We start from the raw sequence: 24,800 nt of genomic DNA on the forward strand, positions 1-24,800 counted from the left end.
AGGCCGGTACCGACAAATGCTTGCCAGTCCGGTCTTTTTCCTGTGCAGCTTATGCGAAGTAGCCTTTATCCCGCAGTTGCTCAATGATTTCAGCAACAGTATAGCCTTGTGTCAAGAGCTCCATCGTAACTTCCACTTGTTCTGGGGACAGGCCGTTCGCTCCGAGGCTTTCCTTTATCAACACGTCGTTCGGACGGCGGAAGTACGTTTGCAACGTACGCTTCACACGGCCTTCCAGACTTGTTCGAAGCATCAATTCAGTCGTCGACATCTGTTCCACCTCTTTCCTCGAAAGTTTTGTGCGTAACTTCTATTATCGTACAAAACCGCCCAATAATCAACCGGCAAGCAACGGCGCTTCCTTCATCAACCGCACCCGGCTGTGCGCACGGGTATCTCGCGGATGCTTGCTTTTCGGCTGGCCGTCACATGGCAACTGGCCTGTTAAATCCCTGGCATCAGATTGCGCTTGTGCTCAGAGATGCGGTGCAGGTAGTCGATCCGTTCTTTTGCTTCCGGTCTGGTCTCGCCTGTAATCAGCAGACGGTCGAGATCCTCGTACGTAAAGCCCATTTCCTGCTCATCTGTCTGGCCTTCCCACAGATCGGCAGAAGGCGCTTTGGCAATAATCGATTCCGGCACGCCAAGCTCGGCAGCGAGGATGCGTATTTCGTGCTTCGTCAGGCTTGCCACCGGGTTGAAGTCAGCGAGACCGTCTCCGCCTTTGGTCATATAGCCGACGTGAATTTCGCTGCGATTGCACGTATCCGCAACCAGATAGCCTTTCTGGTTGGCGATTGCGTACAGCACGGTCATGCGCAGGCGGGCTTTCGTATTTCCTTTTGTCTTGTCGCCAAGCGCAAGCACACCCTCGATGGCAGGCACGAGCGCATCGAAGGCAGGGCCTACATCGACGGTGTGCAGGTTCAGACCAATTGCTTCCGCCAGGCGCTGCGAGTCTTCCGCATGCACCGCCTGGGAGTACGCAGGTATCCATACGCCAATGACGCGCTCGCGGCCAAGGGCGCGCACGCACAGAGCAGCCGTCACGGCGCTGTCGATCCCGCCGGAAATGCCGACAACCACACCGCCAAGCCCGTTTCCGTCGATTTGCTCGCGAATAAACGCAATCCGTTTTTCCATATCGTCTTTTACATGAATCTGGTAGTTTGCCAGATGCTCCTGAAACTTGTCCACGCTACCTACCCCCAGGTTGTTTCGTTTATTCCTCATCCTACCATGCGGTTTTGCCTGTGGCAATTGGCCCGAAACAGGTCTACACTATATACTGTATAAAGCAAGAGAACTATCGTGAGGACAAGGAGAGAACCGATGATTATCCTCAAAACACCCGAAGAAATTGAACTGATGCACGCCGCAGGCAAAATTTTGGCCGCCTGCCACCGCGAAATCGCGTCGATGATTCGTCCCGGGATCACGACCTGGGAAATCGATCAATTCGTAGAAGAATTTTTGGCCAGCCACGGCGCCACTCCTGAGCAAAAAGGCTACCAAGGCTATCCATATGCCACCTGCGCGTCGGTGAACGACGTCATTTGCCACGGTTTCCCGAAAAAAGAGCCGCTGCGCGACGGAGATATTGTCACCATCGACATGGTCGTGCGCAAAGACGGCTGGCTGGCCGATTCGGCCTGGTCGTACGCCGTGGGGAACATCTCCCCGGAAGCGAAAAAACTGCTGGAGGTCACGGAAAAATCGCTGTACCTGGGCATTGAACAAGCTGTTGTCGGCAACCGGATCGGGGACATTTCCCACGCGATCCAAACCTACGCCCAGGCGCAAGGCTTTTCGGTTGTCCGCGATTTCACGGGCCACGGAATCGGGCAGGAAATGCACGAGGAGCCGTACGTTCCGCACTTCGGTCCTCCGGGCAGAGGCCAGCGTCTCAAGGAAGGCATGGTCATCACCATCGAGCCGATGCTCAATATCGGCACCTATCATGCGAGAATCGACGAGGACGGTTGGACAGCGAGAACGCGCGACGGCAAGCTGTCGGCCCAGTACGAGCACACGATTGCGATTACTGCGGATGGGCCGCTTATTTTGACCAAGCAGTAGGTGCCTGCCAAGATGTTTTCGCTGCGCAGCTTGGCTTGCGCTTGAGAGGGGCTGTCTCCATAGCCGATTTTTCGGCTTGGGGACGCCTCTTTTGTGTTTTTGGAAACGTTCTATCCATTCTCCATGACATTGAAAATGATGAAATACTCTTTGCTGTTGATTTTCACGACTTGCAATACCTCTACCTCTGTGTATCCATCCTCTTTGAATGTCTGGATCATCTCTCTTATCAAATCAGAAAATTGACCCGTTTTTCTGTTGATTTTCAAATGTACAAACAGTTGTTTCCGTTTCATCCTCTCACCCAATTAATCACAGTATAAACCCATTCTGGTGCTTTTCACCTTCACCAGCAACAGTCTAAGTCTTTCTGATAAAAAACGCAAAGTGCCGCCACAACCCATCGAAACATTGACAGCCCCCTCCCCTCCCCGTAAGATGCAAGTACGTTTGTTACCGACCAGTAACAAATTTGACCCTCAGAGAGAGCACTGCAAAACACTTCCTTTATATGGAAAGTGAAGGCGTTTCTTTGCTTCGCTTCGTTGCCAGCCCACTATGGGGCTTATCTGTCCGTTCCGAGACGTTTCACGGGGCGGGGGCTCAACATCTGGGTTTCACAATGAAGTGAGACTAACGCCCCCTTCATCCCCGTGTCCACGTCTCTACGCTGGAAGGCTGGCAAAGGCGCTCCGCAAATAAAACGCCTCCTATTCCAAACTCCATCAGCTTTTTGGCTTTGAATGATTGCCAGCACCTCGCGGTGCTGGTTTTTCGCTATAATCAATATTAAGAAAATGTTCAAAGGACATGTTGCCATGCTATCTGCTGACAGACAATTGAAAGCCTCATTTCATTCAGAACTTTACAATTTAATTCCCGAAGACCATCTTCTTCGAAAAATCAACGAAGCTGTGGACTTTTCGTTCATTTACGAGTTAGTTCGTCCATCTTATTGTGAATATTACGGAAGACCAGCGAATGAACCGGAACTTCTGTTTCGTCTTTTATTTCTGCAGTATCTTTATGGCTTATCCGATGAGCGAATGATTCAAGAAGCACAAGTAAACCTCGCGTATAAATGGTTCTTGGGGTTGAATCCTGAGGATACTTTGCCCGATCCGTCACAATTATCCCGATTTCGGAATCATCGCTTAGGTGCAAGCCAGATTAACGAAATCTTACAAGTGCTTGTAAAACAGTGCGTAGAAGAAGGCTTGATTAAGTCAAAAACACTCATTGTCGATGCAACACATACTGTTGCTTCCACTCAAAAGAAACGGCCTTTGGACGTGTTGCAGGAAGCCGCCAAACGGCTCGTACGAGCCGTACTTAAAAAGCATCCAAAGCTGGAGAAGAAACTTCCTCGTCCTCCGAAGTGTATGCAAGGCGATGTCGATGCGGCAAAAGTGATGCTACATTACCTCGCTGAACTGGGAGAAACGGTAGAAAATCTCCTTCCTGATCATGAAGGGGCCATCTCCGAAAAACTCAAGCACGCAAAGCAAATCGTGGAAGATGAACGGTTACTAGCAAACAAAGGCATCATGTCTGCGATTGACCCAGACGCGCGTTTTGGCTGGAAAAGCAATACCCTCTCCTTTTTTGGCTACAAAGAGCATGTAGCGATGACAGAAGAAGAGATCATCACTGCGATTGAAGTTACGGGTGGAAGTGAAGATGATGGCAAACAACTGCCAAAGCTATTAGAGCAAACAGAAAAGACAGGTATGAAGATTGAGGAAGTCATCGGAGACACTGCTTACTCTGGAAAAGACAATTTAAATCTCCTTGCCTCAAAAGACATTCAACCGATAGTCCCCTTAAACCCAATTGTCCATTCCGGAGGAATGAAACAGGAAGGCTTTACATACAACAAAGACGCCGACTTTGTCATTTGCCCAACCGGAGAGCACAGTATACGAAAAGCGGTACAAGGGAAGAAAAAATCCGGGCGCAGCCGTTCTCTTGTCTTTTACTTTGATGTGGAGAAGTGCAAGACATGTCCACTTCGCGAAGGATGCTACAAGCCTGGTGCCAAAGCAAAGACTTATTCCATTCGTATGGTGGCGGAGCACTATCAAGAGCACATGAGGTTTGAGGCAAGCACCACCTTCAAAGAGCGATCGAAGCGTCGCCGGATCATTGAGCACAAAAATGCTGAATTAAAAAGATTTCATGGATTGACCAGGGCAAAATACCGTGGTTTATTTGGTATGCGGATACAAGCATACTTAACGGCATTCGTTGTAAACGTAAAGCGAATGGTAAAGCTAATAAAGCAAATGCAGCCAGCTTCGTAAGAAGTAAGGCTGCATTCTTTTTGATGCCGTCGGCATCAATTATTGACATGAACCCATTATTAAAAACCGAGAGAGCACTTTTGCAGTGCTCTCCTCAGAGGAGGTTTCTTTTCATGACAAAAACATTACGCGATATTCCGCTGTCTGTGCTGGATCTCGCTCCCATTGTAGAAGGCAGTACGGCTGCCCAGTCGTTTCAAAACAGCCTGGACCTGGCGCAAAAGGTGGAAAAGTGGGGCTTTCACCGCTACTGGCTCGCCGAGCACCACGCCATGCCCAGTGTCGCAAGCTCGGCCACAGCCGTGCTGATCGGCTACATTGCGGGCGGCACCTCAACAATACGCGTCGGCTCCGGCGGGATCATGCTGCCTAACCACGCTCCGCTGATTATCGCCGAGCAGTTCGGCACGCTGGAGTCGCTCTATCCGGGACGAATTGACCTTGGCTTGGGACGAGCTCCCGGCGCGGACCAGCGCACCGCCCGGGCACTGCGGCGCGACCTGCGGATCGGCGGCGACGATTTTCCCGAGCTATTGGAGGAACTGCGCGAGTATTTGCGTCCGCGCACCAGCGACAATCCCGGCGCGCTGCGGGCTGTTCCCGGCGAAGGCCTGAACATACCGATCTGGCTGCTCGGCTCCAGCGATTTTTCGGCGCGTCTCGCGGGGATGCTCGGACTGCCGTTCGCGTTTGCCGGACACTTTTCGCCCAACTACACCTTGCCTGCGCTGCAAACGTATCGCCAGTCTTTCCGTCCATCCGACGTGCTGTCCGAGCCGTATGCCATGCTGGGTATCAACGTCATGGCGGCCGATACGGATGAGCTTGCCGAGCGGCTGGCTACCTCGCACTACCAGGCGTTCCTCAACCTCATCCGCGGCGATCTGAAGCCGATCCAGCCGCCGGTAGACAACATGGATGAGCTGTGGAGCGAGTTTGAAAAAATGTCCGTGCTCGCCCAGCTTCGTTCCTCCATCATCGGCAATCCGCACACGGTCAAGCAAAAGCTGCAGGAACTGCTGGAGGCGACCCAGGCGGATGAATTGATGATTACGACACAAATGTACCGCCATGAGGACCGCGTGCGCTCCTTCGAGATCGTCGCCGACGTGTGGAAGTCGTAGATGGGGACTGACTCTCCGATGACGTCCAAGAAACGAACCAGGGTCCCTCGCGGACAGGCACAGGAAAAAATTTTGCAAGCAGCCGATGAGCTTTTTTACCAGGAAGGCATCCACGCCGTCAGTGTCGATGCCATCGTGGAGCGGGCCGGGATCAACAAGATGAGCGTCTACCGCCAGTTTTCCTCGAAAACAAACCTGGTCATCGCTTACTTGAAAAAGAAGCAGGCCGCTTTCTGGCAAGAGTGGGAGGAAAGCATGGCGAGACACCCTGATCGACCGCGGGAGCAGCTCGTCCAATTTTTTGCCGATCTCGCTGACCGCGCATCCTCCCAGGAGTTTCGCGGCTGCTGCTTCATCAACGTTGCCGTAGAGTTTCCCGATCCCGCCCATCCTGTACGCGAGCTGGTCTGTGCGCATCAGAAACGGATTTTCGACGCCTTTTTGGAGCGCACGGTCGCCTTGGGCGCAGACAATCCGCGCGAGCTGGCCTACACGCTGATCCTGCTGATGAAGGGCACGCATGCGGACAGCCAGACGTATGGGACCGACAACGCCGCGATCCAGTTGCTTCCCAGTATCGTCGAAAAGCTGCTCGCTGCCGCTGTCGGTGCTGACGCGGGCGCAGATTCGCAATAACGAAACGCCAAAACACCGTGCTGCCGCCGTTGCCAATGACAGCATCCTCTGCTCTGGGCATGGCGGCGGACAATGCAAAAAAGTGGCCGTCTGCCTTTTGCGCAGTCGCCACTTTTGCTGTTTGGTGACTTTCTGTCGTTGTCAGCGATGGTTATCGCTGGCCGCTGGTTGCGTACTTGTTTTTGTTTATCATGGCTTCCAATGCCTGGACATCTTTCTCAAGCTCCTGGATGTCTTCTTCAATCAGCTTTTTCAGGTGTTTCTTTTCCCGCAGCATTTTACGGGTTTGCTCCAGACGCTGATTCAAATCGAACACGCCGAGATACACTGCTTCTCCCTCCCTATGTACATTCTCCCACCTTACATGTTATGCGGAAAAATAGAGAAGTTGACGATTTCGTTTGGTTGATTTTCCCGTTGGCTTGGAAGCCAAGAAAAGAGGCCCCCGCACGCGGCAGGAAGCCTCTCCCCTTTACAAGCCTTTGTATTTAGCCAGTTCTTCACGCAGGCGATATACTTCCTGCACCAGCGCCCGCTTTTCCAGGCGCTCGATTTCCGAATCGAGGTCGTTCATCCGCCCATTCCCTCCCACGGGCGCATCGTACAGTCCGTATCCGTCACCCGCGTAAGCCCAATGCGGTTCTTTTGGCATAATCATGGCCAAAAGAATGTAAAGCAAAATCGGGATGCCTGTACAAACCGTCAAAATGACGACTCCCACACGCACAAGTGTCGAATCCACACGCAAAAACTGGGCAATCCCGCCGCAAACTCCAAACAACCGTTTATCTTGCGAAGAGCGATATAAGCGTCTTTCCATCATGACAATCCTTCCTCCCTACAGTGTCCGCTTGCCTTCTATGCTTTAAGGATACCCTTGCGTGCCCGGCGGCAAAATGGCCCACAGAGGGATTTGTCCTCCGTCCCTGGACGGAGATGCGCTTCGCCCGTATGAATTCAGGACAGAAAAGTCACGCTACATACGAGGTGATTTGCTATGCCGATCCTTTTGCTCCTGCTGCTGGTCCTGTCCACAAGCGGGTGCTCCTTGGCCGACAGTCCCGACCGCTCCTACATTCAAAGCGACCGCGAGCTGTATTACCAGCAAAGCGTGGTCCATCCACTCGGGCTAGAGCCGAACGCTACCCCTTACGGCACGCCTGCCAATGCCGGAACCTCCTCCGACTACAACCGCCCGATCAGGCCAGACGCCGTCTCCCGCTATCCCGGCTTGAACTAGCGGACGTAAGAAAACACGGAAAAAGCCGTTCCAGTCGCACACCGGAACGGCTTTTTCCTGTCTACCTTCCCTATTGCGATTTGGATTCGGCGGACGGGTCGTAGACAGGACGCGGACGGTCAAACAAGTCGCCCAGTGTCGCATACGAATGCCCCGCCAGCCTGCTCACAGGCGCGAAGGCATGCGGGTCAATCCTGCCCCCGTGATACAGCTCGTCGGCGACATGCACGTGCACGACCTCGCCGATGATGAGGTCAGAGGTAGTGGGAGTACCCAACTCCACAATCTGATGCAGCCTGCATTCAAAATGAATGCGCGACGCAAGCAGCCTTGGAACCTTGACCGCCGCAGACGGGCCAACCTCCAGCCCGAGCGCCTCTACCTCGCTTACGTCCGGCGGATAGTCAGCCGAGGTCTGGTTGACGGCATCGACATTGTGGACGTCGACCATGTTGACGACAAACTCGCCTGTCTGCAAAATGTTTCGCGCCGTATCTTTTCTGACGCTGCCCGGCTTGCGCATGACGGCGACAGAGACCATCATCGGCTCGATGCTCGCCACATTGAAGTAGCTGAAGGGAGCGGCATTGACAACTCCCTTGTCATCGTGTGAAGTTACCCATGCAATCGGCCGCGGAATGATGCAGCCGATCAACAGCTTGTATTTATCCTGTCGCTCCAGTTCGCGAATCGCGATTTCCATCCCTATCCCGCCTTTTCTCACTTGGCCGGCAGCCAGCTCGACATGTACGCTTCGTCCTCTATCGTCAACGCCTCTTTCGTGACGTAAAGCGGCTGGAACGTATCGAGCATCACTGCCAGCTCCTTCGTTTCTTTTTGGCCGATGCTGGCTTCGATCTTGCCAGGGTGCGGCCCGTGGGGGATCCCCATCGGGTGCAGGGTGATCGAGCCTTCGTAGATGCCTTTTCGGCTCATAAAATTGCCATCGACGTAGTATAACACTTCGTCGCTCTCGACATTACTGTGGTAGTAAGGTGCAGGGATCGCCTGCGGATGGTAGTCGTACAGGCGCGGGACGAACGAGCAGATGACGAAGTTTTGTCCGGCAAACGTCTGGTGGACTGGCGGTGGCTGGTGAATCCGGCCCGTAATCGGCTCAAAATCGTGAATGCTCAACGCATACGGATACAGGTAGCCGTCCCAGCCCACGACATCAAACGGATGGAAGTCAAAAAAGTAGCTGTAGACGACAGACTGCCGTTTGACGCGCACTTCGAAATTGCCGCTTTCCACGTGCGTCACCAGCTTCTCCGGCACGCGAATATCCCGTTCGCAAAACGGCGAATGTTCCAATAATTGTCCGTGCTCGTTGCGGTAACGCTTCGGCGGGACGATTTCGTTTTGCGACTCGATCACCAAAAAGCGGCTCTGTACCGCAGGCACGATCCGGTACGTCGTGCCAATCGGGATGACGAGATAATCGCCGGGTCTGTACGCAATCGTGCCAAAAATCGTCTGTAGCTCGCCCTCGCCCTCGTGGACAAACACAACCTCATCCCCGTCCGCATTGCGGTAAAAATAGTCCATCGGCTCCGTCGGCGAGCAGACGCCCATGACCACGTCGCTGTTCCCGAGCAAATAGCGGCGGCCGAAGATCGGGTCGCCTCCTGGCGGCAGGTCAAACGTCTTGAAATGCTGATGCTTCAACTCCGCCTGCTCCACAAATTCCAGACGGACGTCCGCGTATTTGCGCGTCTCGCGCACCTGTGTCGGCGGATTGTGGTGATAGAGAATCGACTGAATCCCGGAAAAGCCTTTCGTACCCATGACCTGCTCCCGGTACAGTTCGCCGTTCGGCTTGTAAAAAGTCGTGTGTCGCTTTTGCGGCACTTCTCCCATGCGGTGATAAAAAGCCATTCTGCTTCCCCCTTTTTTTCCACGTTATTCGCTGATCGTATTGACGAGCACACCCAGGCGTTCAACTTCCAGTTCGACTACATCGCCCGGCGCAAGCCAGCCGTACTGTTCCGGCCCGAGCTCCAAAATGCAGCCGGTGCCGACCGTGCCCGAGCCGATGACATCACCGGGGTACAGCGTGCAGTCCTGCGAGGCACGCGCGATCATTTCCGCAAACGTATAGTGAATATCCCGAAAATTGCCGCGGGAATACTCCACGCCGTTCACCCGCGCCACCATCGTCAGATCGTAGCGGTCGCCTTTTTCTCCCGGCACACGTACATCTTCCAGTTCGTCCGGCGTCACCAGCCACGGCCCCATCGACGTAGCGAAGTCCTTGCCTTTGGCTGGCCCCAGCCCGACCTTGACCTCTTCGCGCTGGATGTCGCGCGCGCTCCAGTCGTTGAGAATGCAGTAGCCGGCAATGTGCTCGTGCGCCCGCTCCACAGGAATATCGGTCCCCGCCTTGCCGATGACACAAGCCACTTCCAGCTCGTAGTCCAGCCACTGTGTCGCCTTTGGCCGCCGAATGCTCGCTTCCGGCCCGTGGAAGGCCGCCGTGTTGGAAAAGTAAAAGACGGGAAACTCGTACCATTCGGGAATCATCTTAAGACCGCGGCGTGCCCGCGCTGTCTTCACGTGCGCCTCGAAGGCGTAAAAATCGCGAAAGCTGGCGGGATGCGGCAACGGCGAGCCAAGGCGCACTTTTTGCAAAGCCACATCTGCTTTCAGGGCATGGGTGCTGTCGGCAATCGACGTCAGCCGCTCCCGCCACTCATCCCACTGCTCCAAGAGCTCCTGCACCGTGCTCGGCGCGCCGGGAAGTGCCTTTGCGATGTCCCTGACGGTTTCGTCAAAAAGCAGCCCTGCCCGCCACTTGGTTTGTTCGTCTGGCCGATAGGAGACTACTTTCATGCGCTCCACTCCTTTTCATTTCATCTGGATGAAAAAACAAAAAACCCAGCTCACCCCGTTCGCTCATCCGGTGCATGACAAACAAGAGGGAGTCCCCCTAAAACTTGTCAACTATGCCGAAACATGCGTCAGGCGCAAGCTGGGTCTGTCTGCTACTGAAAAAAATCTTGCGGGATTTTTCCCCGCAGACAACCAGCGTATTTCCTGTTTCTTTTATCATACCGAAAACGCTTTCAGCTTTCCAGAGGAAATTGCCGAATTTTTTCGGCTACATCGTTTCGTTCTGGCTTTCAGGCAGCGCGGGAAAAAACTTTTGCAAAAGCGCCTGCATATCGTCTGGCAGCGGCTCTGCAAATGTCATCGTCTCCTTGCTGCGCGGGTGGACAAAAGACAGCCGCGCCGCATGCAGCGCCTGTCTGCCGATATGCTCACGCCCGCCTCCGTACAGATCATCGCCTGCCAGCGAATGGCCGATGCTCTGCATGTGCACCCGAATCTGATGGGTGCGCCCGGTCTCCAGCTTCAACTCCAAAAACGTCATGCCGACACCGCGAGCCAGCACGCGATAGTGCGTGACAGCATTTTGTCCATCCGGCCGAATCTTGCGGGTGATAAAGGAATTTTCCGCAAGCCCGATCGGCGCGTCGACGGTCCCTTCATCCAAAGCAACCGTCCCCTCGGCAATCGCCTGGTAAAAGCGGTGCAGTGTCCGCTCCTGCTGCATGCGGCTGAACTGCTCGTGCGCCCACTGGTTTTTCGCGACAATCATCAAGCCGGAGGTATCTTTGTCCAAGCGGTTGACGGCGCGAAATCTTCTGGCTTCGCCGCGCTTTTTCCAATAGGCGATCACTCCGTTGGCAAGCGTCCCGGCCGGGTGGTTGCCTGTCGGATGCACGACCAGCCCGGCCGGCTTTGCGATCACCATCAAATCGTCGTCCTCGTAGCGAATACAAAGCGGCATCTCTTCGGGAGCTACTGTCTCTTCCTCCTCTATGTCGACCATGACAGCCAGTTCGTCCCCGGCTTGCAGCTTTTCGTTGACAAACACGAGCCTGCCGTTGCGCGTAATCGTTCCGTGGAATTTGGCCCGGATCAGCAAACGGCGCGAGACACCGTAACGCTTTTGCAGGACATCCCGCACTGTCTGGCCCGCATCTGCCTCGTCCGCTGTAAAGCGTATCAATTCTTCCTGCATGTTGTCTCTCCTTTAGGTCTTCCCTGCATTCCCTGCTGTCCAGTATAGCAAAAAGACCCGCCGCGAGGACAACCTCCTTCCAGAAGCGTTCCCTTTGCACGTAAGCATGCGCATTGCATCATATAAATGATAAATGGAAAAAACTTTGTCCCCTACTGCAACGTGCTCACCGGAATGGAAAGGGAGCGGGACATTTCTGCCAAATACCCGTCGAGCTGTTCGGCGGGATTGTGCACGGCGTCGCCATGGCATACTTCCAGCCGCAGCGGCTTTAGCTGTCGCACAATCTGACTGCTTTTCACCGCCTCTGTCATGTCAGCGGTGAACATCGGCATGGGGCGGTGCAGCCTGCCTCGCTTCGACGTAAACAAGTCACCCGCCAAAAGCACGCGATCCTGCTCGTGATAGTAGACGACGTGCCCCGGTGAATGGCCTGGCGTCCAATACGGCTGCAGCCCGGCGATTGCCGAAAGCCCTCCGTCTGCTGTCTCCGGCAGCGGCTGCGCCAGTCCGGGCTGGACGTTGATCTCCCGTTTTTTGCGGCGCGGATACAGCTCGCGTCCTTCCATGTACGGTATTTCGATCCGATGCGCATACACCGGAACCTGCATGGTCTCGACAAGCTTGCGAACGGCCCCGACGTGATCGGAATGCCCGTGTGTCAGCAGGATGCGCTTCAACGGCCCTGCGCCCTCTTTTTTCAGGAAAGCCGCAATGCCTTTGGCCATGAACGGCATCCCGGCATCGACCAGCGTCACGCCATCCTCTTCCAGCACCGCCCAGACGCGCACGGGCATCAGCAGCCACGCCTTGATACACCAGATGTGTTCCGAGATTTTCTCCGCCTTCATCTTCATACACTCCTTGTCATCATTTGCTCACTGCCTGCGAGGATCACGTCTACAGCCAGCTCAAACGTAGGGGAAAGTCTCTCCAGCAAGCTGTCCAGCGGTTCCTCTGAATGCGTGTAGGTCCCGACGATGCCGTGCAGCGTATAAAAATAAATCCGCGCAAACGCAAGCGCTTCCTCTTCTGCCACCTCTTCCGGCAAAGCGAGCAGTACCGCCCGCCGCAGCAGCCCAAACAGATGCGTGCGCAGCGCTTGCAGCTCTTTTTCCGGTTCCTCGACGTCGATCCGGGAGGCTTTCACCATAAAAAACAGCGTATACATGTTGCGGTTGCCAAGGCAAAAGCGGATGAACTGCCGGCTGATTTCGCGCAGCTTCGCCCTGGGCGACAACGCTTCGTCTGCCAATGTGCGCTCTATCTGCTCGGCCAGACTTTGCAGCGGACCTTTGGAGAGCTGGTGCAGAAGCGCTTCCTTGTCTTTGAAGTATATGTAGAGTGTCGTATGGGAACAGCCAGCGGCCTTGGCGATCTCACGGATGGAGACGGCGTCAAATCCCCGCTTTGCAAAAAGCTCTGTCGCAGCAGCAAGAATCGCACGCTTCGTTTCCTCTGAGCGTATTTCCTGTCTCGTTGCCATGCCATGATTCACTCCTGATATCCACCAAATAACCAGTGGTTAGTAACCGATGGTAATAATATAACCGATGGTTACTAAAATCGTCAAGCCTTTTTTCCAGACGTCCAAACGAAGAAAATCGTGCCAAACCAGGACAAACAAAAACCCCCTGTTCGTCTTTTTCGAACGAACAGAGGGTCTTGCTGACACACAGCTTATGGTGAAAAAACTTACTTCGCAGCTTTCGCAGCAGCGATTGCAGCTTCGTAGTTTGGATGCTCACCAGCAGCAGGCACGTATTCTGCATAAACAACTTTGTCGTTAGCATCGACAACGAAAACAGCGCGGGACAAGAGACGGTATTCCTTGATCGCTACGCCGTAAGCCGTACCGAAGGACAGGTCTTTGTGGTCGGATACGGTTTTCACTTTGTCGATTCCGGCAGCGCCGCACCAGCGGTTTTGCGCGAATGGCAGGTCGACGGATACAGTCAGCACGGTTACGCCTTCCAGTCCGGCAGCCTCTTCGTTGAAGCGGCGGGTTTGCGCATCGCAAACGCCAGTGTCGATGGATGGGATGACGGAGATGATGCGAACGGTTCCTTTGGAATCGTCGAGAGTTACAGGAGACAGGTCGCCGCCTACTACAGTGAAGTTAGGAGCTGTATCGCCCACTTTGATTTCCGGACCGAGCAGGGTTACAGGACCCCCTTTGAAAACGAATGCGCCTTGACGCTCAACAGCAGTTGTCATGATTTCTTCCTCCTCACCAAATCTTTCATATGTACCTCATTAATCATACCCTATCATTCACTTTTTTTCACTATGCCAATAGTAGAAATTACAGATTCACTTGCACTTTGCCTGACGCTTTGGTATCGACCTTGGCGATCCGCTTCACTTCGTGCTCGTACTCCCAGTCGGTTTTCGCGTTCAGCTCGTGACAGCGCATCAGCGCGTGATAGAGGGCGAAGACGAAGTCGACATGCTTCATCTCGTAGCGGGTTCCGCGCGCTTTTGGCAGAGCCGTGTTGACAATTTCGATCTGATAGACAGCCTTCTCCCGCTTCTTTCTGACAGGGACGATGTAGCCCATCTGCTTGAGCACGAAGCCGTAGTCAAACTGGCCTTCATCGTCAAAATCAATCGTGTCGTCAGACGTAGCCAAATACTCCAGGAGCGTCTCCATATCCAGTGTCTCAAAGCAGGCGGGCTTGGGCAGCGCCAGGACCGAGCCATCCTTGTTCACAAAGTAAATATGGTCGCGATAATGGTAGATCAGTTCGTCTTCGGGAACTTCCCCGGAAAACATCCAGAAGCTTTGCGGAATCAGCAAGCGCCAGATTTGCGCAGGGGTCGGATTCAACAATTCCATGGCAGGGTCCCTCCTTTACCCTACCAGTTTTGGCAAAACGCGCCGCTGCTATTCAGCCACCTCTTCCATGAACCGCCGCCAGTCGCCGTGCTCTACCTTCGTTCCGACACGTCTTGCGTAATCATCATCCAGATAGCGATAGACGTATACAGGCACCTCCTGTCCTGTTTCTGCCAAGCAGGCATCCACCACAATCCGCTCGTACTCGTTGCGCGGGTCGCCCTCTCCGTAATACGCCTCCAACTCGTCGAGGACGGCGAGTGCCTTTTCGTACACTTCGGGAGCAAAGTCAAGGACCGCGCCTGTCACTACTGCCCCGTTCGTTTCCCCTGCTCCTGTCAGCAAGCCGGGATAGCCTTCTGGCAAATGATAAAGTTCGCCTTTGACCGACGCCTTGGCTTCTGTATGGGCAAATGGTCTGACGCAAATCGCATGGTTGTGAAAGCCTCTTAACAATGTGCCGTAGACAAAAACGGGCAACTGCTTAAGCAATTGGACTCACTCCAGTCATTCAGATGGTGGGAAGAAAATAAGGGTGTCTTGTGTAACGAAAATTTTGTATATTTATGCTAGATATATCTTTTATGATGTCTCGTTACGAGACAGAGGGGGAGAGAAATTTGGCAAAGAGAAAGATCAATCGGTTACTGGTAGCTAACCGCGGCGAGATCGCGATCCGCATCTTCCGCGCTGCTACTGAGCTCGGCATTCGCACTGTCGCGATTTACTCCGAGCAAGACAACGTCTCGATTCATCGTTTCAAAGCGGACGAGTCCTACCTTGTCGGTGCCGGAAAAGGCCCGATTGAAGCTTATCTGGATATTGACAGCATCATTGAAATCGCCAAGCGCAACGATATTGATGCGATCCACCCAGGATACGGCTTTCTTGCCGAAAATGCCGATTTCGCCAAGCGCTGCCAGGAGGAAGGCATCATTTTCATCGGGCCATCTCCTGAACTGATTGAAAAATTCGGGGACAAAGTAGAAGCGCGAAAGCTTGCCATCGAAGCGCAAATTCCGGTCATTCCAGGGACGCCGGAGCCGATCGAATCCTTGCAGGAGGCTCTCCTGTTTGCCAAAGAGTACGGCTATCCCATCATCATCAAAGGGGTTTCCGGCGGCGGCGGACGCGGCATGCGCATTGTGCGCAGCCAGGAAGAGCTGCAGGAGTCGCTGGATCGCGCCCGCTCCGAAGCGCGTTCATCGTTTGGCAACGCCAAAGTGTATTTGGAGCGCTATCTGGAACAGCCGAAACATATCGAAGTGCAAATACTGGGCGACAACCACGGCAACATCGTGCATTTGTACGAGCGCGACTGCTCTGTCCAAAGACGCCACCAAAAAGTCGTGGAAGTGGCACCAAGCCTTTCTCTGGACGACGACCTGCGCGAAGAAATTTGCCAGGCCGCACTCACCCTCATGAAAAAAGCCGGCTACTCCAATGCGGGTACCGTCGAGTTTTTGCTCACGCCGGACAAGCGCTTTTACTTCATTGAAGTCAATCCGCGCATCCAGGTGGAGCATACGATTACCGAGCTGATTACCGGTATCGACATCGTGCAGTCGCAAATCCGCGTCGCAGAAGGACACGCCCTCTCCGATCCGGAAATCGGGATCGTCTCGCAGTCCCAGATTCAAATGAGCGGCTATGCGATCCAGTGCCGTGTAACGACCGAAGACCCGGAAAACAACTTCCTGCCCGATGCGGGCCGTCTGTCAGCCTGGCGTTCCGGCGGCGGCTTCGGCGTCCGTCTCGACGGCGGAAACGGCTATCCGGGTGCGATCATCACGCCGTTTTACGATTCGCTTCTGGTCAAAATCTCCACGTACGGAACCAGCTTTGACCAGGCCGCGCGCAAAATGCTGCGTACGCTGCGCGAATTCCGCATCCGCGGGGTGAAAACCAACCTGCCTTTCCTGGAGAACGTCGTAACGCATCCTGATTTCCTCAGCGGGAACTACGACACCTCCTTCATTGATACAAAGCCGGAGCTGTTCGTATTCCCTGGTCGTCAGGACAGGGGTTCGAAACTACTATCGTACATCGGCAACACGATTGTCAACGGCTATCCGGGCATGGCCAAGCCGGACAAAAAGCCGCACTTTGACACTCCGCGCATTCCGCGCACGCCGTTTGCCCAGCCGTACCCGGACGGCACGAAGCAAATTTTGGACAAGCAAGGCGCAGATGGCCTCGTTCGCTGGATTCAGGAGCAAAAGCAGGTGCTCGTGACCGACACGACATTCCGCGATGCCCACCAGTCCTTGTTTGCCACACGCGTGCGCACCTACGACCTCGCCTCGATTGCCGAAGCGACAGGCAAGCTCGGCGCGGGACTTTTCTCCCTGGAAATGTGGGGCGGCGCGACGTTTGACACGTCCATGCGCTTCTTGCAGGAATCGCCGTGGGAGCGCCTGCAAATTTTGCGCGAGCGCATCCCGAACGTCCTGTTCCAGATGCTTTTGCGCGGGGCAAACGCAGTCGGCTACACGAACTACCCGGACAACGTCATCCAGGCGTTTGTCAAAGCTTCTGCGGAAAACGGCATCGACGTCTTCCGAATCTTCGACAGCCTGAACTGGCTGCCGGGCATGCAGACAGCCATTGACGCAGTGCGCGAAACAGGCAAGATAGCCGAAGCTGCCATTTGCTACACGGGCGACATTTTGGACCCGACCAAAACGAAATATACTTTGTCCTACTACGTCAATCTGGCAAAAGAGCTGGAAAAAGCCGGGGCGCACATCCTCGCCATCAAGGACATGGCGGGCTTGCTCAAGCCTTACGCTGCCTACAAGCTCATCACGGCCTTGAAGCAGGAAATCGGCATTCCGATCCACCTGCACACGCACGATACGTCCGGCAACGGCGCGGCGATGCTGCTGAAAGCCGTCGAAGCGGGAGTCGACATCGTCGACGCGTGCGTCAGCTCCATGTCCGGCCTGACCTCGCAGCCGAGCCTGAACGGCTTGATCGCGAGCCTCGCCCACACCGAGCGCGATACGGGCCTGTCGTTGGAGTCGTTCAACAAGCTGTCCGACTACTGGGAGGACGTGCGCCCGTACTACCAGGGCTTCGAAAGCGGCATGAAGTCGAGCAACACAGAGGTGTACATCCACGAGATGCCAGGCGGCCAGTACACCAACCTGGAGCAGCAGGCCAAAGCAGTCGGTCTGGAAGGCCGCTGGGACGAAGTGAAACACATGTACGCTGTCGTCAACCAAATGTGCGGCGACATCGTGAAGGTCACTCCTTCCTCCAAGGTCGTTGGCGACCTCGCCCTGTTCATGGTGCAAAACAACCTGAACGAAGAAAACATCTGGGAAAAAGGCGAACGGCTGGACTTCCCGGACTCCGTCATCCAGTTTTTCCAAGGCTACCTCGGTCAACCGCCAGGCGGCTTCCCGAAAAGACTGCAAGAGCTCGTCCTGAAAGGCCGCGATGCCTTTACGGCTCGTCCTGGCGAACTCTTGGCGCCGATTGATTTTGCGAAAGTCGCTGCTGAACTGGAGGAAAAAATCGGACGCAAGCCGAGCGAGCTGGATGTGCTTTCGTACATTATGTATCCGCAGGTGTACCTGCAATTTGACCAGCGCCTGAAAGAATACGGCGATCTGTCCGTCCTGAACACTCCTACGTTCTTCTACGGGCTGCGTCCAGGCGAAGAGACAGCCATTACCATCGAGCGCGGGAAAACGCTGATTATCAAGCTGGTTGCCGTCGGCGAGCTGCATCCGGACGGTCGCCGCATCATCTACTTCGAGCTGAACGGGCAGCCGCGGGAAGTTTTCGTCCGCGACCAGTCGGCCAAAGTCTCGGAGACAGTCCGGCGCAAGGCTGATCCGCAAAATTCCGCTCACCTGGGTGCCTCGATGCCAGGAAAAGTGCTGAAGGTACTTGTATCCAAAGGCGACAAGGTGCGCAAAGGCGAGCACCTGCTCGTCAGCGAAGCGATGAAGATGGAGACGACGATTCAAGCGCCGCAGGACGGAAAAATCAAAGAGGTTTACGTCAAGGCGGGCGAAGCGATTGAAACTGGCGATCTGCTGATTGAAATGGAGTAGACTTCATCTATAATGGGAAGTAACAGACGATAAATTCCATCGTATCGAATTGTTCGTGGGGGGTGATCGGCTTGAAAGTGGATCGGTTCAACCATATTCCGTATAGTCACCGAGTCGGCCGCTACCATTTCCAGATGGTTCAGGCGAAGCTCAGCACACCTGTCGAGCCGATTTTTGGCTATAGTCTGCAGCCCTACTACACACGACAGCGACAGTGGATGACTGATCTCTCCGATTCCTTGTCCCGCCTGTACCGCTTTTTTGCTGACCTGGATAAAGCTGCGCGCGAGTTTGATCCGTCGCGGCCAAACAGCGCGATCAACCAGCGAGTTGTCGCCTCCTCCGCCCCCGAGGCGGCAGCGGTCCAGGCAGATTTTCGGGCAGCGAATGGCGCGCACCGTTTGCGCATCGTCTCGCTGGCAAGCGGACAGTCCCATACGAGCAAGGCGTTGCCGGGCGACGCTCCTGCCGTCGTTGCGGAAGGCTTGCAGCAGTTTGTTCTGCGCATGGGCGAACAAGAAGAACGGTTTACCTATTATGCAAAAGCCACCCACACCCGCGCGGACAGTCTCCGTTCCATTGCGGAAGCGCTGCGGAGCAATTCTCTCGTAGACGCCCGGATCACGGCGCAAGACCAGTCCGTCGCCTTGACGGTCTCGTCCCGCCGAACCGGAGCCGCCCAATCGTTTGAACTGCGCGATGTGGCGGGAAACGCCATCCGTTCGCTTGGGCTGGATCGGATTGCGAACAGGGCAAAAGACGCCATCTTTTTGTGGGATGGTAAACAGCATACAAGCCCGTCCAATCAGATAGCGCTCGCGGACGGTGCGGTGCAGCTTTCCTTGCACCAGGCGGGCACGAGCGATATTGCCATCGAAATCATGCCAGACATGGAGCAGCTGCTGCGACACACCCGCACGCTGCTGAACGGCTACAACCGCCTGCATGCTTTTTTGGCGGAGCAGCCTCCTATGCTCGCGACACAAAAGCTGGATGCGTTCACACGAGTGGCGCAAACAGCCGAGGGAACGCTTGGCCGCTACGGTTTCCACGTTCAGCAAAATGGGCAGCTCGCCCTGGATGAGTCGACCTGGCATGAGGCGGTTGCCGCCAACTTTTCCGGCTTTGCCACAGCGATGGCCGACTTGTCCCGCTCTTTTCGCGAGGAAATCGTTCGAGTGCAAAATAAACCGTTTGCCTCGTTCTCCCGCCCGTATCAAGCGGCTGCCTCGTCCAATCCGTACGGCCAGGCCACAGCTTCCGTCATGCAGCTCCATTTTGCCGCGCGGACTGGCTTGTTTTTCAACCAACTGTGGTAAAGGCTTGCAAGCCACTCCCAATAAAAAACAGGTATGCCCAGGTTTTGGCCGCATACCTGTTTTTTTCGTTATCTCCGGTCCATCAACTCTTCCAGGTCATGCTCGTCTGCTCTCATCCTTGCCGGATGGGCATGGGCATGTGTTTCCTCCTGCTTTTTAAACAGCGCCTGCATCTTGTCCACAAACTGCGGGACCGAATCGAGAATCCGATCATACAGATGCGTGGAATTTTCAAGCGGTATCGAGCGAATTCCTTGTTTTCCGACCACTAAAAAGGCAACTGGCGTAATCGAGACACCGCCCCCGCTACCGCCGCCAAAAGGATGGCCTGTGAGTCCATTGGGATGCTGGTCGTACTGAAACTCGCTCCCCCCTGCCGCAAAGCCAAATCCTACCTTGGAGATCGGAAGAATCACGCTGCCGTCAGGTGTCTCGACCGGATCGCCGATAATCGTATTTACATCGACCATTTGCTTGATGTTTTCCATGGCTGTTCGCATCAAGCCTTGAATGGGGTGCTCTGCCATCGTAATCTGCTCCTCCTTCCTGTATGTCTCATCTGTTAACATTCCCCCAACGAAATCAGAGCATGTACGGTGTCATGCTTAAACGAAGCAGAATCGCTCTGGTTGCCGCCTGCTTTTACGCCTGCGAAGGAGTCGTTTGCCATTTTCGCTGGCTATCTCTTCTGATCCGCAGAGCAATTTTCAATAAAGAAAAAAGAATATTCCCCAAGTAAAAATGAAACTGGCAGCGAAAAGTCGTCCGGATGACCGCAGCGTTCCAGACCGGCTGGACACTCATGACAGGCATCGCCCGCAGCGAGATGGATTGAGACAAGACGCTGACAATCACGCTTTTGACGCCCCAGATCATTCCGGTCAATGCCCCGGTCTCGGCGGCCTGCCCAGTGCCCAAAAGCGTATGCCACTCCAGCTTTGTACAGCGAATCTGCTTGCACAAGTTTTTGATGAGCGGCAGCAAATCCCGTACCCGCTCGACCAGCTCCCGGTAGTTTTGATACCACTTTTTCACTTGTTTGCGGGTAAAATCTTTGACCTTCTCCTGAATTTTGCTTCCTTGCTGGATCGTGTCCACCTTCGCGACCAGCTCCGGGCCGGCAGGGGACACTTTGAAAAAAAGCATCGGGATCTCGTATTTTCGTGTAAAAAGGCCATGCCATACCGTAATCTCGATTTCCAGATGGTCGTTTTCCTCTTTCCGACTGTAGTAGAAAGTGATTCTAACTGGCGTGATGGCAAGCAGTACCAAGAGAGCAAGCAATCCGGCAAATACCCAGCCCCACAAAAAAATCCCACCCTTTCCACCGTTAGTATGAGTGGAAAGAGCAGGAAATATGTTCGCAACTTCGCGTTAATCCAGCACGTATACTTTGACGCCTTGCTTCATGCCGTAGCTGCGGGCTTCCTGCAAGGTCGACAAATACAAGTCGACATGGCGCTGCTTGACTGCCCCGCCGATGTCCGCCGCCACCGCGTAGCCGTAGCCGTCGATATACAGATGGCTTCCCAGCGGAATGACGGACGGATCGACAGCGACGACACCCTCGCGCAGCGGATACTCCAGGTACGAGAGAATCGGCTGGTTCGGATTGCTGTACGCGGTCGTCTGAACGGTCAGCGCTTGCCTGTAAGCGGTTCCGTTAAAAAGCTGCGCGCTTTTCGCCGCCTTGCTGTTGACGAGATGCAGCGCCGCATACGTGGCTGCTTCCGCTCTCGTCATCGCGCTTTTCGGCTTCAATGTGCCGTCTGCATACGGACTGACCAAGCCTTTTTCCAGCGCGTAAACGAAAGCACGCTGGCAGCTCTTGTCCACTTTTTGCCCATCGGGATACTTGGCGAGCGTCTGGATCGTCGTCGACCATTTCAACTGATTGACGGCACCGCTATCGCCCTTTGTGCGAATCAAAATGGACACAAGTTCTTCTCTGGTGACAGGCTCATCTACCTGCAAAAGCAATTGGCTTCCTTGCTTCTTCCCGTGGACAATTCCGAGCCGATAGGCGGTTTCTGCAAAAGGAGCCATCCAGCTGCCCGCAGGTATGTCGGCAAACGGCGACTCACTTGACGTTCCCGGCGCAATCCCCTTTGCTTTCACAAACATCGTCACCAGCTCGCCGCGGGTGATCGGCTCATTCGGGCGGAACGACTCGGCGTCGCCAACCGCCCCTGCTATGTATAGTGTTTCAATTTCTTTTCTGGCCCAATGATCGGCTATGTCAGTATAAGGTGTCGCATTCGTCTCGCTTGTCTTTGCCTCTGCGACTGGCGTGCCAATGACCAGCAAGGCTGCCAGTGAGGCCAGGATCAGTTGTTTCCTCATCATCATCCTCCAAAAAAGCGATTTGCCATCCTTTCGTTTCATTTTATCGAAACATTTCGGAAGCTCAATGGACAATTGTTCCCAACTGGCCGCTTGTAAAGCAAAATAGCGCTTTTGACCGGGCAGTGCCGCACGTCGGGCTGTCTGCCTTCATGAAAAAAGGCCCTTGCTCGGCACGAGGTGCGCCAAAATCAAGAGCCTTTTGCTCCGTGCTGCGTTATTTTGCGAAAATGTGCTTGCCGATCTTCCCCACTTGCGGACGAGACCAGATCCATTTGGAAGTGGCGATGGATGGATTGAAGTAATAAAGCGCACCATTGGTTGGGTCCCAGCCTCTTGCTGCTTCCCATGCGGCCCGGTAGGCCGTCTTGTTGGGGCTCAACCAGTACTGTCCATCCATGACCGCCGTAAACGCGTACGGCTCGAAAATAACGCCCTTGAGCGTGTTCGGAAAGTCTTTGGACTTCAGGCGGTTCAGAGCTACCGCCGCAACGGCCACCTGACCTGTAAAGCTTTCTCCCCGCGCTTCCGAATAGACCAACCGGGCGAGCAGTTGCAGCTCGTCTCGATTGACCGATACTTTTTTTAACGCCCGCCATGTATTTGTACCAGCGACACCATCGACTGGCAGTCCGTATGCCTTTTGAAACGTTTTGACTGCCTGGACAGTGTTCGCTCCGTAGCTGCCATCCAGTCGGTCCTTATAGTACCCCAACAGTTGCAGACGATACTGCAAATCCCATACATCCCCGCTCTCGCTGCCCCGCTTCAAGACAGGCGCAGCAAACGATTCAGCAGGACAGACAAATGCGACGGCAAGCATCGCCGCGAGCAGGGTAGTCAATGTTTTTTTCATCCATGACATGAACATCCCCTCCTTACGCCATCATTCTACTAGCTGGCGAAAGCAGGTTCAATTCAAGCATTTTGGCAGCACAGGCAACAAATGACGCGCTTTTTTCCTCTTTTAGCCTTTTGGCCGGAAGATCAGGGCCATGAAAAAGCCGAAGACGATCGCCGCCGATATGCCCGCGCTCGTCACCTCAAAAATGCCGGTTACAATGCCGATCAGCCCGTGCTGCTTTGCCTCCGCCATCGCGCCGTGGACGAGGGCATTGCCGAAGCTGGTAATGGGAACGGTAGCGCCTGCCCCGGCAAACCGGACGAGCGGCTCATACAGCCCAAGGCCGTCCAGCACCGCCCCGGCGACCACCAGTGCTGACATCGTATGCGCCGGGGTCAGCTTGACGACATCCATGAGAAACTGACCGACCACACAAATGATTCCCCCTACGAGAAACGCCCATAAAAACGTCATGCGATCACTCTCCAGATTGCTCGGACTCGATAGCCACGGCGTGCGCAATGCAGGGGATACTCTCTCCCTGCTGATAAGAAATCGGCGATAGCAGCGCGCCTGTCGCCACCACCAGCATCCGCTTCCAGTCGCCCCTGCTCATCCTCCGCAGCAGGTGGCCATATGTAACCGTCGCAACACAGCCGCAGCCGCTTCCCCCAGACCAGACATTCGGGTTGTCTCCGTAGATGAGCTTTCCGCAGTCAATATAGCGCTGCAGCGGAACCATCACGTTATGTTTGGGCAGCAATTCAGACAAAATGGCATGGCCCACTTTGCCCAAATCTCCTGTCACCACAAGGTCATAATGATCGTGCGGAAGCTGGAAGTCGCGAAAATGCGTTTCAATCGTCGACAGTGCAGCCGGAGCCATCGCCGCCCCCATGTTGAACGGATCGGTCATCCCCATGTCGACAACCCGGCCAATCGTGGCGCCTGTTATGCGCAAGCCTTTCCCTTTGTTGCCGACGACTGCTGCTCCTGCTCCCGTAACCGTCCACTGGGCGGTCGGCGGCTTCTGGGAGCCGTACTCCGTCGGATAGCGATACTGCTTTTCCGCCGCTCCGTTATGGCTCGAGGTCGCTGCAAGCACATAGTCCGCCGCCTGGCTGTCCACGAGTTGCGCTGCCAGTGCCAGACCTTCCATGGCAGTTGAACACGCCCCGAAAATGCCGAGAAATGGAATCGCCAGCGTACGTGCGGAAAAGCTGGCGGAAATAATCTGGTTCATCAAATCGCCTGCGAGAAAAAAGTTGACCTGCTCCTTCCTCAGCCCCGCTTTTTCGATGGCTTTCGAGCACGCTTCCTCCAGCAGCACTTTTTCCGCCTTTTCCCAGCTATCCTGCCCGATCATCAAATCTCCGTGCAGCGTATCGAAATCCTCTGCCAGCGGTCCCTGCGCCTCGAACGGCCCGCCGATGGCTGCGTGGCCGAGAATAACCGGTTTCGAGGGAAACACCCACGACTGATGGCCCTGGCGCATGCGTCACCCTCCCATCGTAAACAACGTTTTTAACAGACCGATGATGAAAGCGGCAACAACCCCAAACACAATGACAGAGCCTGCGAGCTTGAACATATTGCCGCCGACCCCAAGCACCAGCCCTTCGCTTCTATGCTCGATGGCGGCTGAGGTAATCGAGTTGGCAAACCCCGTCACCGGAACACTCGTCCCCGCCCCTGCCCATTGTGCAATCCGGTCGTAAACGCCCAGTCCGGTGAGCAGCGCCGAGAGCAGAATCAGGACAGCAACCGTGGGATTTCCGGCCGTTTTCTCCGTAAAGTCAAAGTATCGGATAAACAGCTCTGTAATCCCCTGGCCAATCAGGCAGATAAAGCCCCCCACGAAAAAGGCGCGGGTGAAGTTGCGCACGAGCGGACGCTTCGGCTCATGACGCTGCGCCAACTGCTGATACTCCTGCTGCACGGGGGTCAGCTTCTTCTTTTTTTGATCCGCCACTTTTCTC

Annotated in this window: 28 protein-coding genes; 7 read left to right on the forward strand and 21 right to left on the reverse strand. The window is 54.8% G+C overall.

Annotation, left to right across the window (positions count from 1 at the left end):
* Positions 1-49: 49 nt before the first annotated feature.
* Both AAFJ72_RS15100 and nadE read right to left on the reverse strand, forming a co-directional pair.
* Positions 50-271 carry a hypothetical protein gene (locus AAFJ72_RS15100; RefSeq protein WP_122906704.1) on the reverse strand — a complete coding sequence of 74 codons (222 nt, stop codon included), beginning with the start codon at positions 269-271 and terminating at the stop codon, positions 50-52.
* Positions 272-444: 173 nt separating this feature from the next.
* Complete coding sequence (gene nadE, locus AAFJ72_RS15105) at positions 445-1,197, reverse strand: NAD(+) synthase (protein ID WP_122906703.1); 753 nt, start codon at positions 1,195-1,197, stop codon at positions 445-447.
* A 135-nt stretch (positions 1,198-1,332) separates the two neighbouring features.
* Between nadE and map the strand changes: the two genes are divergently transcribed.
* Complete coding sequence (map, locus tag AAFJ72_RS15110) at positions 1,333-2,079, forward strand: type I methionyl aminopeptidase (RefSeq protein ID WP_122906702.1); 747 nt, start codon at positions 1,333-1,335, stop codon at positions 2,077-2,079.
* A gap of 110 nt (positions 2,080-2,189) precedes the next feature.
* On the opposite strand, the gene AAFJ72_RS15115 is transcribed toward map, so the two are convergent.
* Positions 2,190-2,375, reverse strand: a complete 186-nt coding sequence (locus AAFJ72_RS15115; RefSeq protein WP_432774547.1) for a hypothetical protein — start codon at positions 2,373-2,375, stop codon at positions 2,190-2,192.
* Positions 2,376-2,897: 522 nt separating this feature from the next.
* Here AAFJ72_RS15115 and AAFJ72_RS15120 point away from each other — a divergent pair.
* From AAFJ72_RS15120 to AAFJ72_RS15130, 3 genes are all read left to right on the forward strand, one after another.
* Positions 2,898-4,382, forward strand: a complete 1,485-nt coding sequence (locus AAFJ72_RS15120) for an IS1182 family transposase (RefSeq protein ID WP_432774196.1) — start codon at positions 2,898-2,900, stop codon at positions 4,380-4,382.
* 113 nt (positions 4,383-4,495) lie between these two features.
* Entirely contained in the window at positions 4,496-5,506 is a 1,011-nt protein-coding gene (locus AAFJ72_RS15125) for an LLM class flavin-dependent oxidoreductase (protein ID WP_432774548.1), read from the forward strand.
* Positions 5,507-6,142 carry a TetR/AcrR family transcriptional regulator gene (locus AAFJ72_RS15130; protein WP_432774549.1) on the forward strand — a complete coding sequence of 212 codons (636 nt, stop codon included), beginning with the start codon at positions 5,507-5,509 and terminating at the stop codon, positions 6,140-6,142.
* A 151-nt stretch (positions 6,143-6,293) separates the two neighbouring features.
* Here AAFJ72_RS15130 and AAFJ72_RS15135 read toward each other — a convergent pair whose 3' ends face one another.
* Positions 6,294-6,470, reverse strand: a complete 177-nt coding sequence (locus tag AAFJ72_RS15135; protein ID WP_432774550.1) for a hypothetical protein — start codon at positions 6,468-6,470, stop codon at positions 6,294-6,296.
* A 144-nt stretch (positions 6,471-6,614) separates the two neighbouring features.
* On the reverse strand, positions 6,615-6,965 hold the full coding sequence (locus AAFJ72_RS15140) for a PspC domain-containing protein (RefSeq protein ID WP_432774551.1): 351 nt from the start codon (positions 6,963-6,965) through the stop codon (positions 6,615-6,617).
* Between the two features lie 174 nt (positions 6,966-7,139).
* On the opposite strand from AAFJ72_RS15140, the gene AAFJ72_RS15145 reads away from it, so the two are divergent.
* Positions 7,140-7,382, forward strand: a complete 243-nt coding sequence (locus AAFJ72_RS15145) for a hypothetical protein (protein WP_432774552.1) — start codon at positions 7,140-7,142, stop codon at positions 7,380-7,382.
* A 70-nt stretch (positions 7,383-7,452) separates the two neighbouring features.
* Here the strand turns inward: AAFJ72_RS15145 and AAFJ72_RS15150 are convergent, their stop codons facing one another.
* The 9 genes from AAFJ72_RS15150 to AAFJ72_RS15190 all read right to left on the reverse strand — a co-directional run bounded on the left by AAFJ72_RS15150 (position 7,453) and on the right by AAFJ72_RS15190 (position 14,740).
* A complete protein-coding gene (locus AAFJ72_RS15150; protein ID WP_432774553.1) occupies positions 7,453-8,085 on the reverse strand; it encodes a flavin reductase family protein in 633 nt (210 codons plus the stop codon).
* 17 nt (positions 8,086-8,102) lie between these two features.
* Positions 8,103-9,260: a homogentisate 1,2-dioxygenase gene (locus AAFJ72_RS15155; RefSeq protein ID WP_122906698.1), complete on the reverse strand. Its 1,158-nt coding sequence runs from the start codon at positions 9,258-9,260 to the stop codon at positions 8,103-8,105.
* 24 nt (positions 9,261-9,284) lie between these two features.
* Positions 9,285-10,214: a fumarylacetoacetate hydrolase family protein gene (locus AAFJ72_RS15160; RefSeq protein WP_432774554.1), complete on the reverse strand. Its 930-nt coding sequence runs from the start codon at positions 10,212-10,214 to the stop codon at positions 9,285-9,287.
* Positions 10,215-10,482: 268 nt separating this feature from the next.
* Positions 10,483-11,409, reverse strand: a complete 927-nt coding sequence (locus AAFJ72_RS15165) for an RluA family pseudouridine synthase (protein WP_432774555.1) — start codon at positions 11,407-11,409, stop codon at positions 10,483-10,485.
* A gap of 152 nt (positions 11,410-11,561) precedes the next feature.
* A complete protein-coding gene (locus AAFJ72_RS15170; RefSeq protein WP_432774556.1) occupies positions 11,562-12,260 on the reverse strand; it encodes an MBL fold metallo-hydrolase in 699 nt (232 codons plus the stop codon).
* 2 nt (positions 12,261-12,262) lie between these two features.
* Positions 12,263-12,895, reverse strand: a complete 633-nt coding sequence (locus tag AAFJ72_RS15175; RefSeq protein WP_432774557.1) for a TetR/AcrR family transcriptional regulator — start codon at positions 12,893-12,895, stop codon at positions 12,263-12,265.
* Between the two features lie 209 nt (positions 12,896-13,104).
* Positions 13,105-13,626, reverse strand: a complete 522-nt coding sequence (gene tpx, locus AAFJ72_RS15180) for a thiol peroxidase (protein ID WP_432774558.1) — start codon at positions 13,624-13,626, stop codon at positions 13,105-13,107.
* A gap of 88 nt (positions 13,627-13,714) precedes the next feature.
* Positions 13,715-14,248 carry a hypothetical protein gene (locus AAFJ72_RS15185; protein ID WP_432774559.1) on the reverse strand — a complete coding sequence of 178 codons (534 nt, stop codon included), beginning with the start codon at positions 14,246-14,248 and terminating at the stop codon, positions 13,715-13,717.
* Between the two features lie 48 nt (positions 14,249-14,296).
* A complete protein-coding gene (locus AAFJ72_RS15190; protein ID WP_432774560.1) occupies positions 14,297-14,740 on the reverse strand; it encodes a gamma-glutamylcyclotransferase family protein in 444 nt (147 codons plus the stop codon).
* A 128-nt stretch (positions 14,741-14,868) separates the two neighbouring features.
* Between AAFJ72_RS15190 and pyc the strand changes: the two genes are divergently transcribed.
* Together pyc and AAFJ72_RS15200 are read left to right on the forward strand one after the other, a co-directional pair.
* Positions 14,869-18,315 carry a pyruvate carboxylase gene (gene pyc / locus AAFJ72_RS15195; protein ID WP_432774561.1) on the forward strand — a complete coding sequence of 1,149 codons (3,447 nt, stop codon included), beginning with the start codon at positions 14,869-14,871 and terminating at the stop codon, positions 18,313-18,315.
* 77 nt (positions 18,316-18,392) lie between these two features.
* Entirely contained in the window at positions 18,393-19,634 is a 1,242-nt protein-coding gene (locus AAFJ72_RS15200) for a flagellar filament capping protein FliD (RefSeq protein WP_432777202.1), read from the forward strand.
* 68 nt (positions 19,635-19,702) lie between these two features.
* Here AAFJ72_RS15200 and ytfJ read toward each other — a convergent pair whose 3' ends face one another.
* The 7 genes from ytfJ to spoVAC all read right to left on the reverse strand — a co-directional run bounded on the left by ytfJ (position 19,703) and on the right by spoVAC (position 24,793).
* Positions 19,703-20,161, reverse strand: coding sequence for a GerW family sporulation protein (gene ytfJ, locus AAFJ72_RS15205; RefSeq protein WP_122906688.1), 459 nt, complete (start codon positions 20,159-20,161; stop codon positions 19,703-19,705).
* A gap of 115 nt (positions 20,162-20,276) precedes the next feature.
* Complete coding sequence (locus AAFJ72_RS15210; protein WP_432774562.1) at positions 20,277-20,942, reverse strand: DUF2953 domain-containing protein; 666 nt, start codon at positions 20,940-20,942, stop codon at positions 20,277-20,279.
* Between the two features lie 66 nt (positions 20,943-21,008).
* On the reverse strand, positions 21,009-21,977 hold the full coding sequence (locus AAFJ72_RS15215; protein ID WP_432774563.1) for an S-layer homology domain-containing protein: 969 nt from the start codon (positions 21,975-21,977) through the stop codon (positions 21,009-21,011).
* Between the two features lie 217 nt (positions 21,978-22,194).
* Positions 22,195-22,842, reverse strand: coding sequence for a spore cortex-lytic enzyme (gene sleB, locus AAFJ72_RS15220; protein WP_432774564.1), 648 nt, complete (start codon positions 22,840-22,842; stop codon positions 22,195-22,197).
* Between the two features lie 102 nt (positions 22,843-22,944).
* Entirely contained in the window at positions 22,945-23,295 is a 351-nt protein-coding gene (gene spoVAE, locus AAFJ72_RS15225) for a stage V sporulation protein AE (RefSeq protein ID WP_432774565.1), read from the reverse strand.
* A gap of 4 nt (positions 23,296-23,299) precedes the next feature.
* Positions 23,300-24,316, reverse strand: a complete 1,017-nt coding sequence (gene spoVAD / locus AAFJ72_RS15230) for a stage V sporulation protein AD (protein WP_432774566.1) — start codon at positions 24,314-24,316, stop codon at positions 23,300-23,302.
* A 3-nt stretch (positions 24,317-24,319) separates the two neighbouring features.
* Positions 24,320-24,793, reverse strand: a complete 474-nt coding sequence (gene spoVAC, locus AAFJ72_RS15235; RefSeq protein ID WP_122906682.1) for a stage V sporulation protein AC — start codon at positions 24,791-24,793, stop codon at positions 24,320-24,322.
* Between the last annotated feature and the right edge of the window lie 7 nt (positions 24,794-24,800).

The sequence above is a fragment of the Brevibacillus gelatini genome (assembly GCF_050920745.1).
Lineage (GTDB): Bacteria > Bacillota > Bacilli > Brevibacillales > Brevibacillaceae > Brevibacillus > Brevibacillus gelatini.

What these genes read in the sequence shown, in the direction of transcription:
- AAFJ72_RS15185 (WP_432774559.1), bottom strand. Translation starts at nt 14,248, where the DNA reads ATGGAATTGTTGAATCCGACCCCTGCGCAAATCTGGCGCTTGCTGATT.
- ytfJ (WP_122906688.1), bottom strand. Translation starts at nt 20,161, where the DNA reads ATGGCAGAGCACCCCATTCAAGGCTTGATGCGAACAGCCATGGAAAAC.
- AAFJ72_RS15115 (WP_432774547.1), bottom strand. Translation starts at nt 2,375, where the DNA reads ATGAAACGGAAACAACTGTTTGTACATTTGAAAATCAACAGAAAAACG.
- AAFJ72_RS15125 (WP_432774548.1), top strand. Translation starts at nt 4,496, where the DNA reads ATGACAAAAACATTACGCGATATTCCGCTGTCTGTGCTGGATCTCGCT.
- AAFJ72_RS15165 (WP_432774555.1), bottom strand. Translation starts at nt 11,409, where the DNA reads ATGCAGGAAGAATTGATACGCTTTACAGCGGACGAGGCAGATGCGGGC.
- map (WP_122906702.1), top strand. Translation starts at nt 1,333, where the DNA reads ATGATTATCCTCAAAACACCCGAAGAAATTGAACTGATGCACGCCGCA.
- AAFJ72_RS15160 (WP_432774554.1), bottom strand. Translation starts at nt 10,214, where the DNA reads ATGAAAGTAGTCTCCTATCGGCCAGACGAACAAACCAAGTGGCGGGCA.
- spoVAE (WP_432774565.1), bottom strand. Translation starts at nt 23,295, where the DNA reads ATGACGTTTTTATGGGCGTTTCTCGTAGGGGGAATCATTTGTGTGGTC.
- AAFJ72_RS15155 (WP_122906698.1), bottom strand. Translation starts at nt 9,260, where the DNA reads ATGGCTTTTTATCACCGCATGGGAGAAGTGCCGCAAAAGCGACACACG.
- AAFJ72_RS15100 (WP_122906704.1), bottom strand. Translation starts at nt 271, where the DNA reads ATGTCGACGACTGAATTGATGCTTCGAACAAGTCTGGAAGGCCGTGTG.
- AAFJ72_RS15120 (WP_432774196.1), top strand. Translation starts at nt 2,898, where the DNA reads ATGCTATCTGCTGACAGACAATTGAAAGCCTCATTTCATTCAGAACTT.
- AAFJ72_RS15150 (WP_432774553.1), bottom strand. Translation starts at nt 8,085, where the DNA reads ATGGAAATCGCGATTCGCGAACTGGAGCGACAGGATAAATACAAGCTG.
- AAFJ72_RS15175 (WP_432774557.1), bottom strand. Translation starts at nt 12,895, where the DNA reads ATGGCAACGAGACAGGAAATACGCTCAGAGGAAACGAAGCGTGCGATT.
- AAFJ72_RS15140 (WP_432774551.1), bottom strand. Translation starts at nt 6,965, where the DNA reads ATGATGGAAAGACGCTTATATCGCTCTTCGCAAGATAAACGGTTGTTT.
- tpx (WP_432774558.1), bottom strand. Translation starts at nt 13,626, where the DNA reads ATGACAACTGCTGTTGAGCGTCAAGGCGCATTCGTTTTCAAAGGGGGT.
- AAFJ72_RS15215 (WP_432774563.1), bottom strand. Translation starts at nt 21,977, where the DNA reads ATGAGGAAACAACTGATCCTGGCCTCACTGGCAGCCTTGCTGGTCATT.
- AAFJ72_RS15145 (WP_432774552.1), top strand. Translation starts at nt 7,140, where the DNA reads ATGCCGATCCTTTTGCTCCTGCTGCTGGTCCTGTCCACAAGCGGGTGC.
- AAFJ72_RS15170 (WP_432774556.1), bottom strand. Translation starts at nt 12,260, where the DNA reads ATGAAGGCGGAGAAAATCTCGGAACACATCTGGTGTATCAAGGCGTGG.
- AAFJ72_RS15130 (WP_432774549.1), top strand. Translation starts at nt 5,507, where the DNA reads ATGGGGACTGACTCTCCGATGACGTCCAAGAAACGAACCAGGGTCCCT.
- sleB (WP_432774564.1), bottom strand. Translation starts at nt 22,842, where the DNA reads ATGTCATGGATGAAAAAAACATTGACTACCCTGCTCGCGGCGATGCTT.
- spoVAD (WP_432774566.1), bottom strand. Translation starts at nt 24,316, where the DNA reads ATGCGCCAGGGCCATCAGTCGTGGGTGTTTCCCTCGAAACCGGTTATT.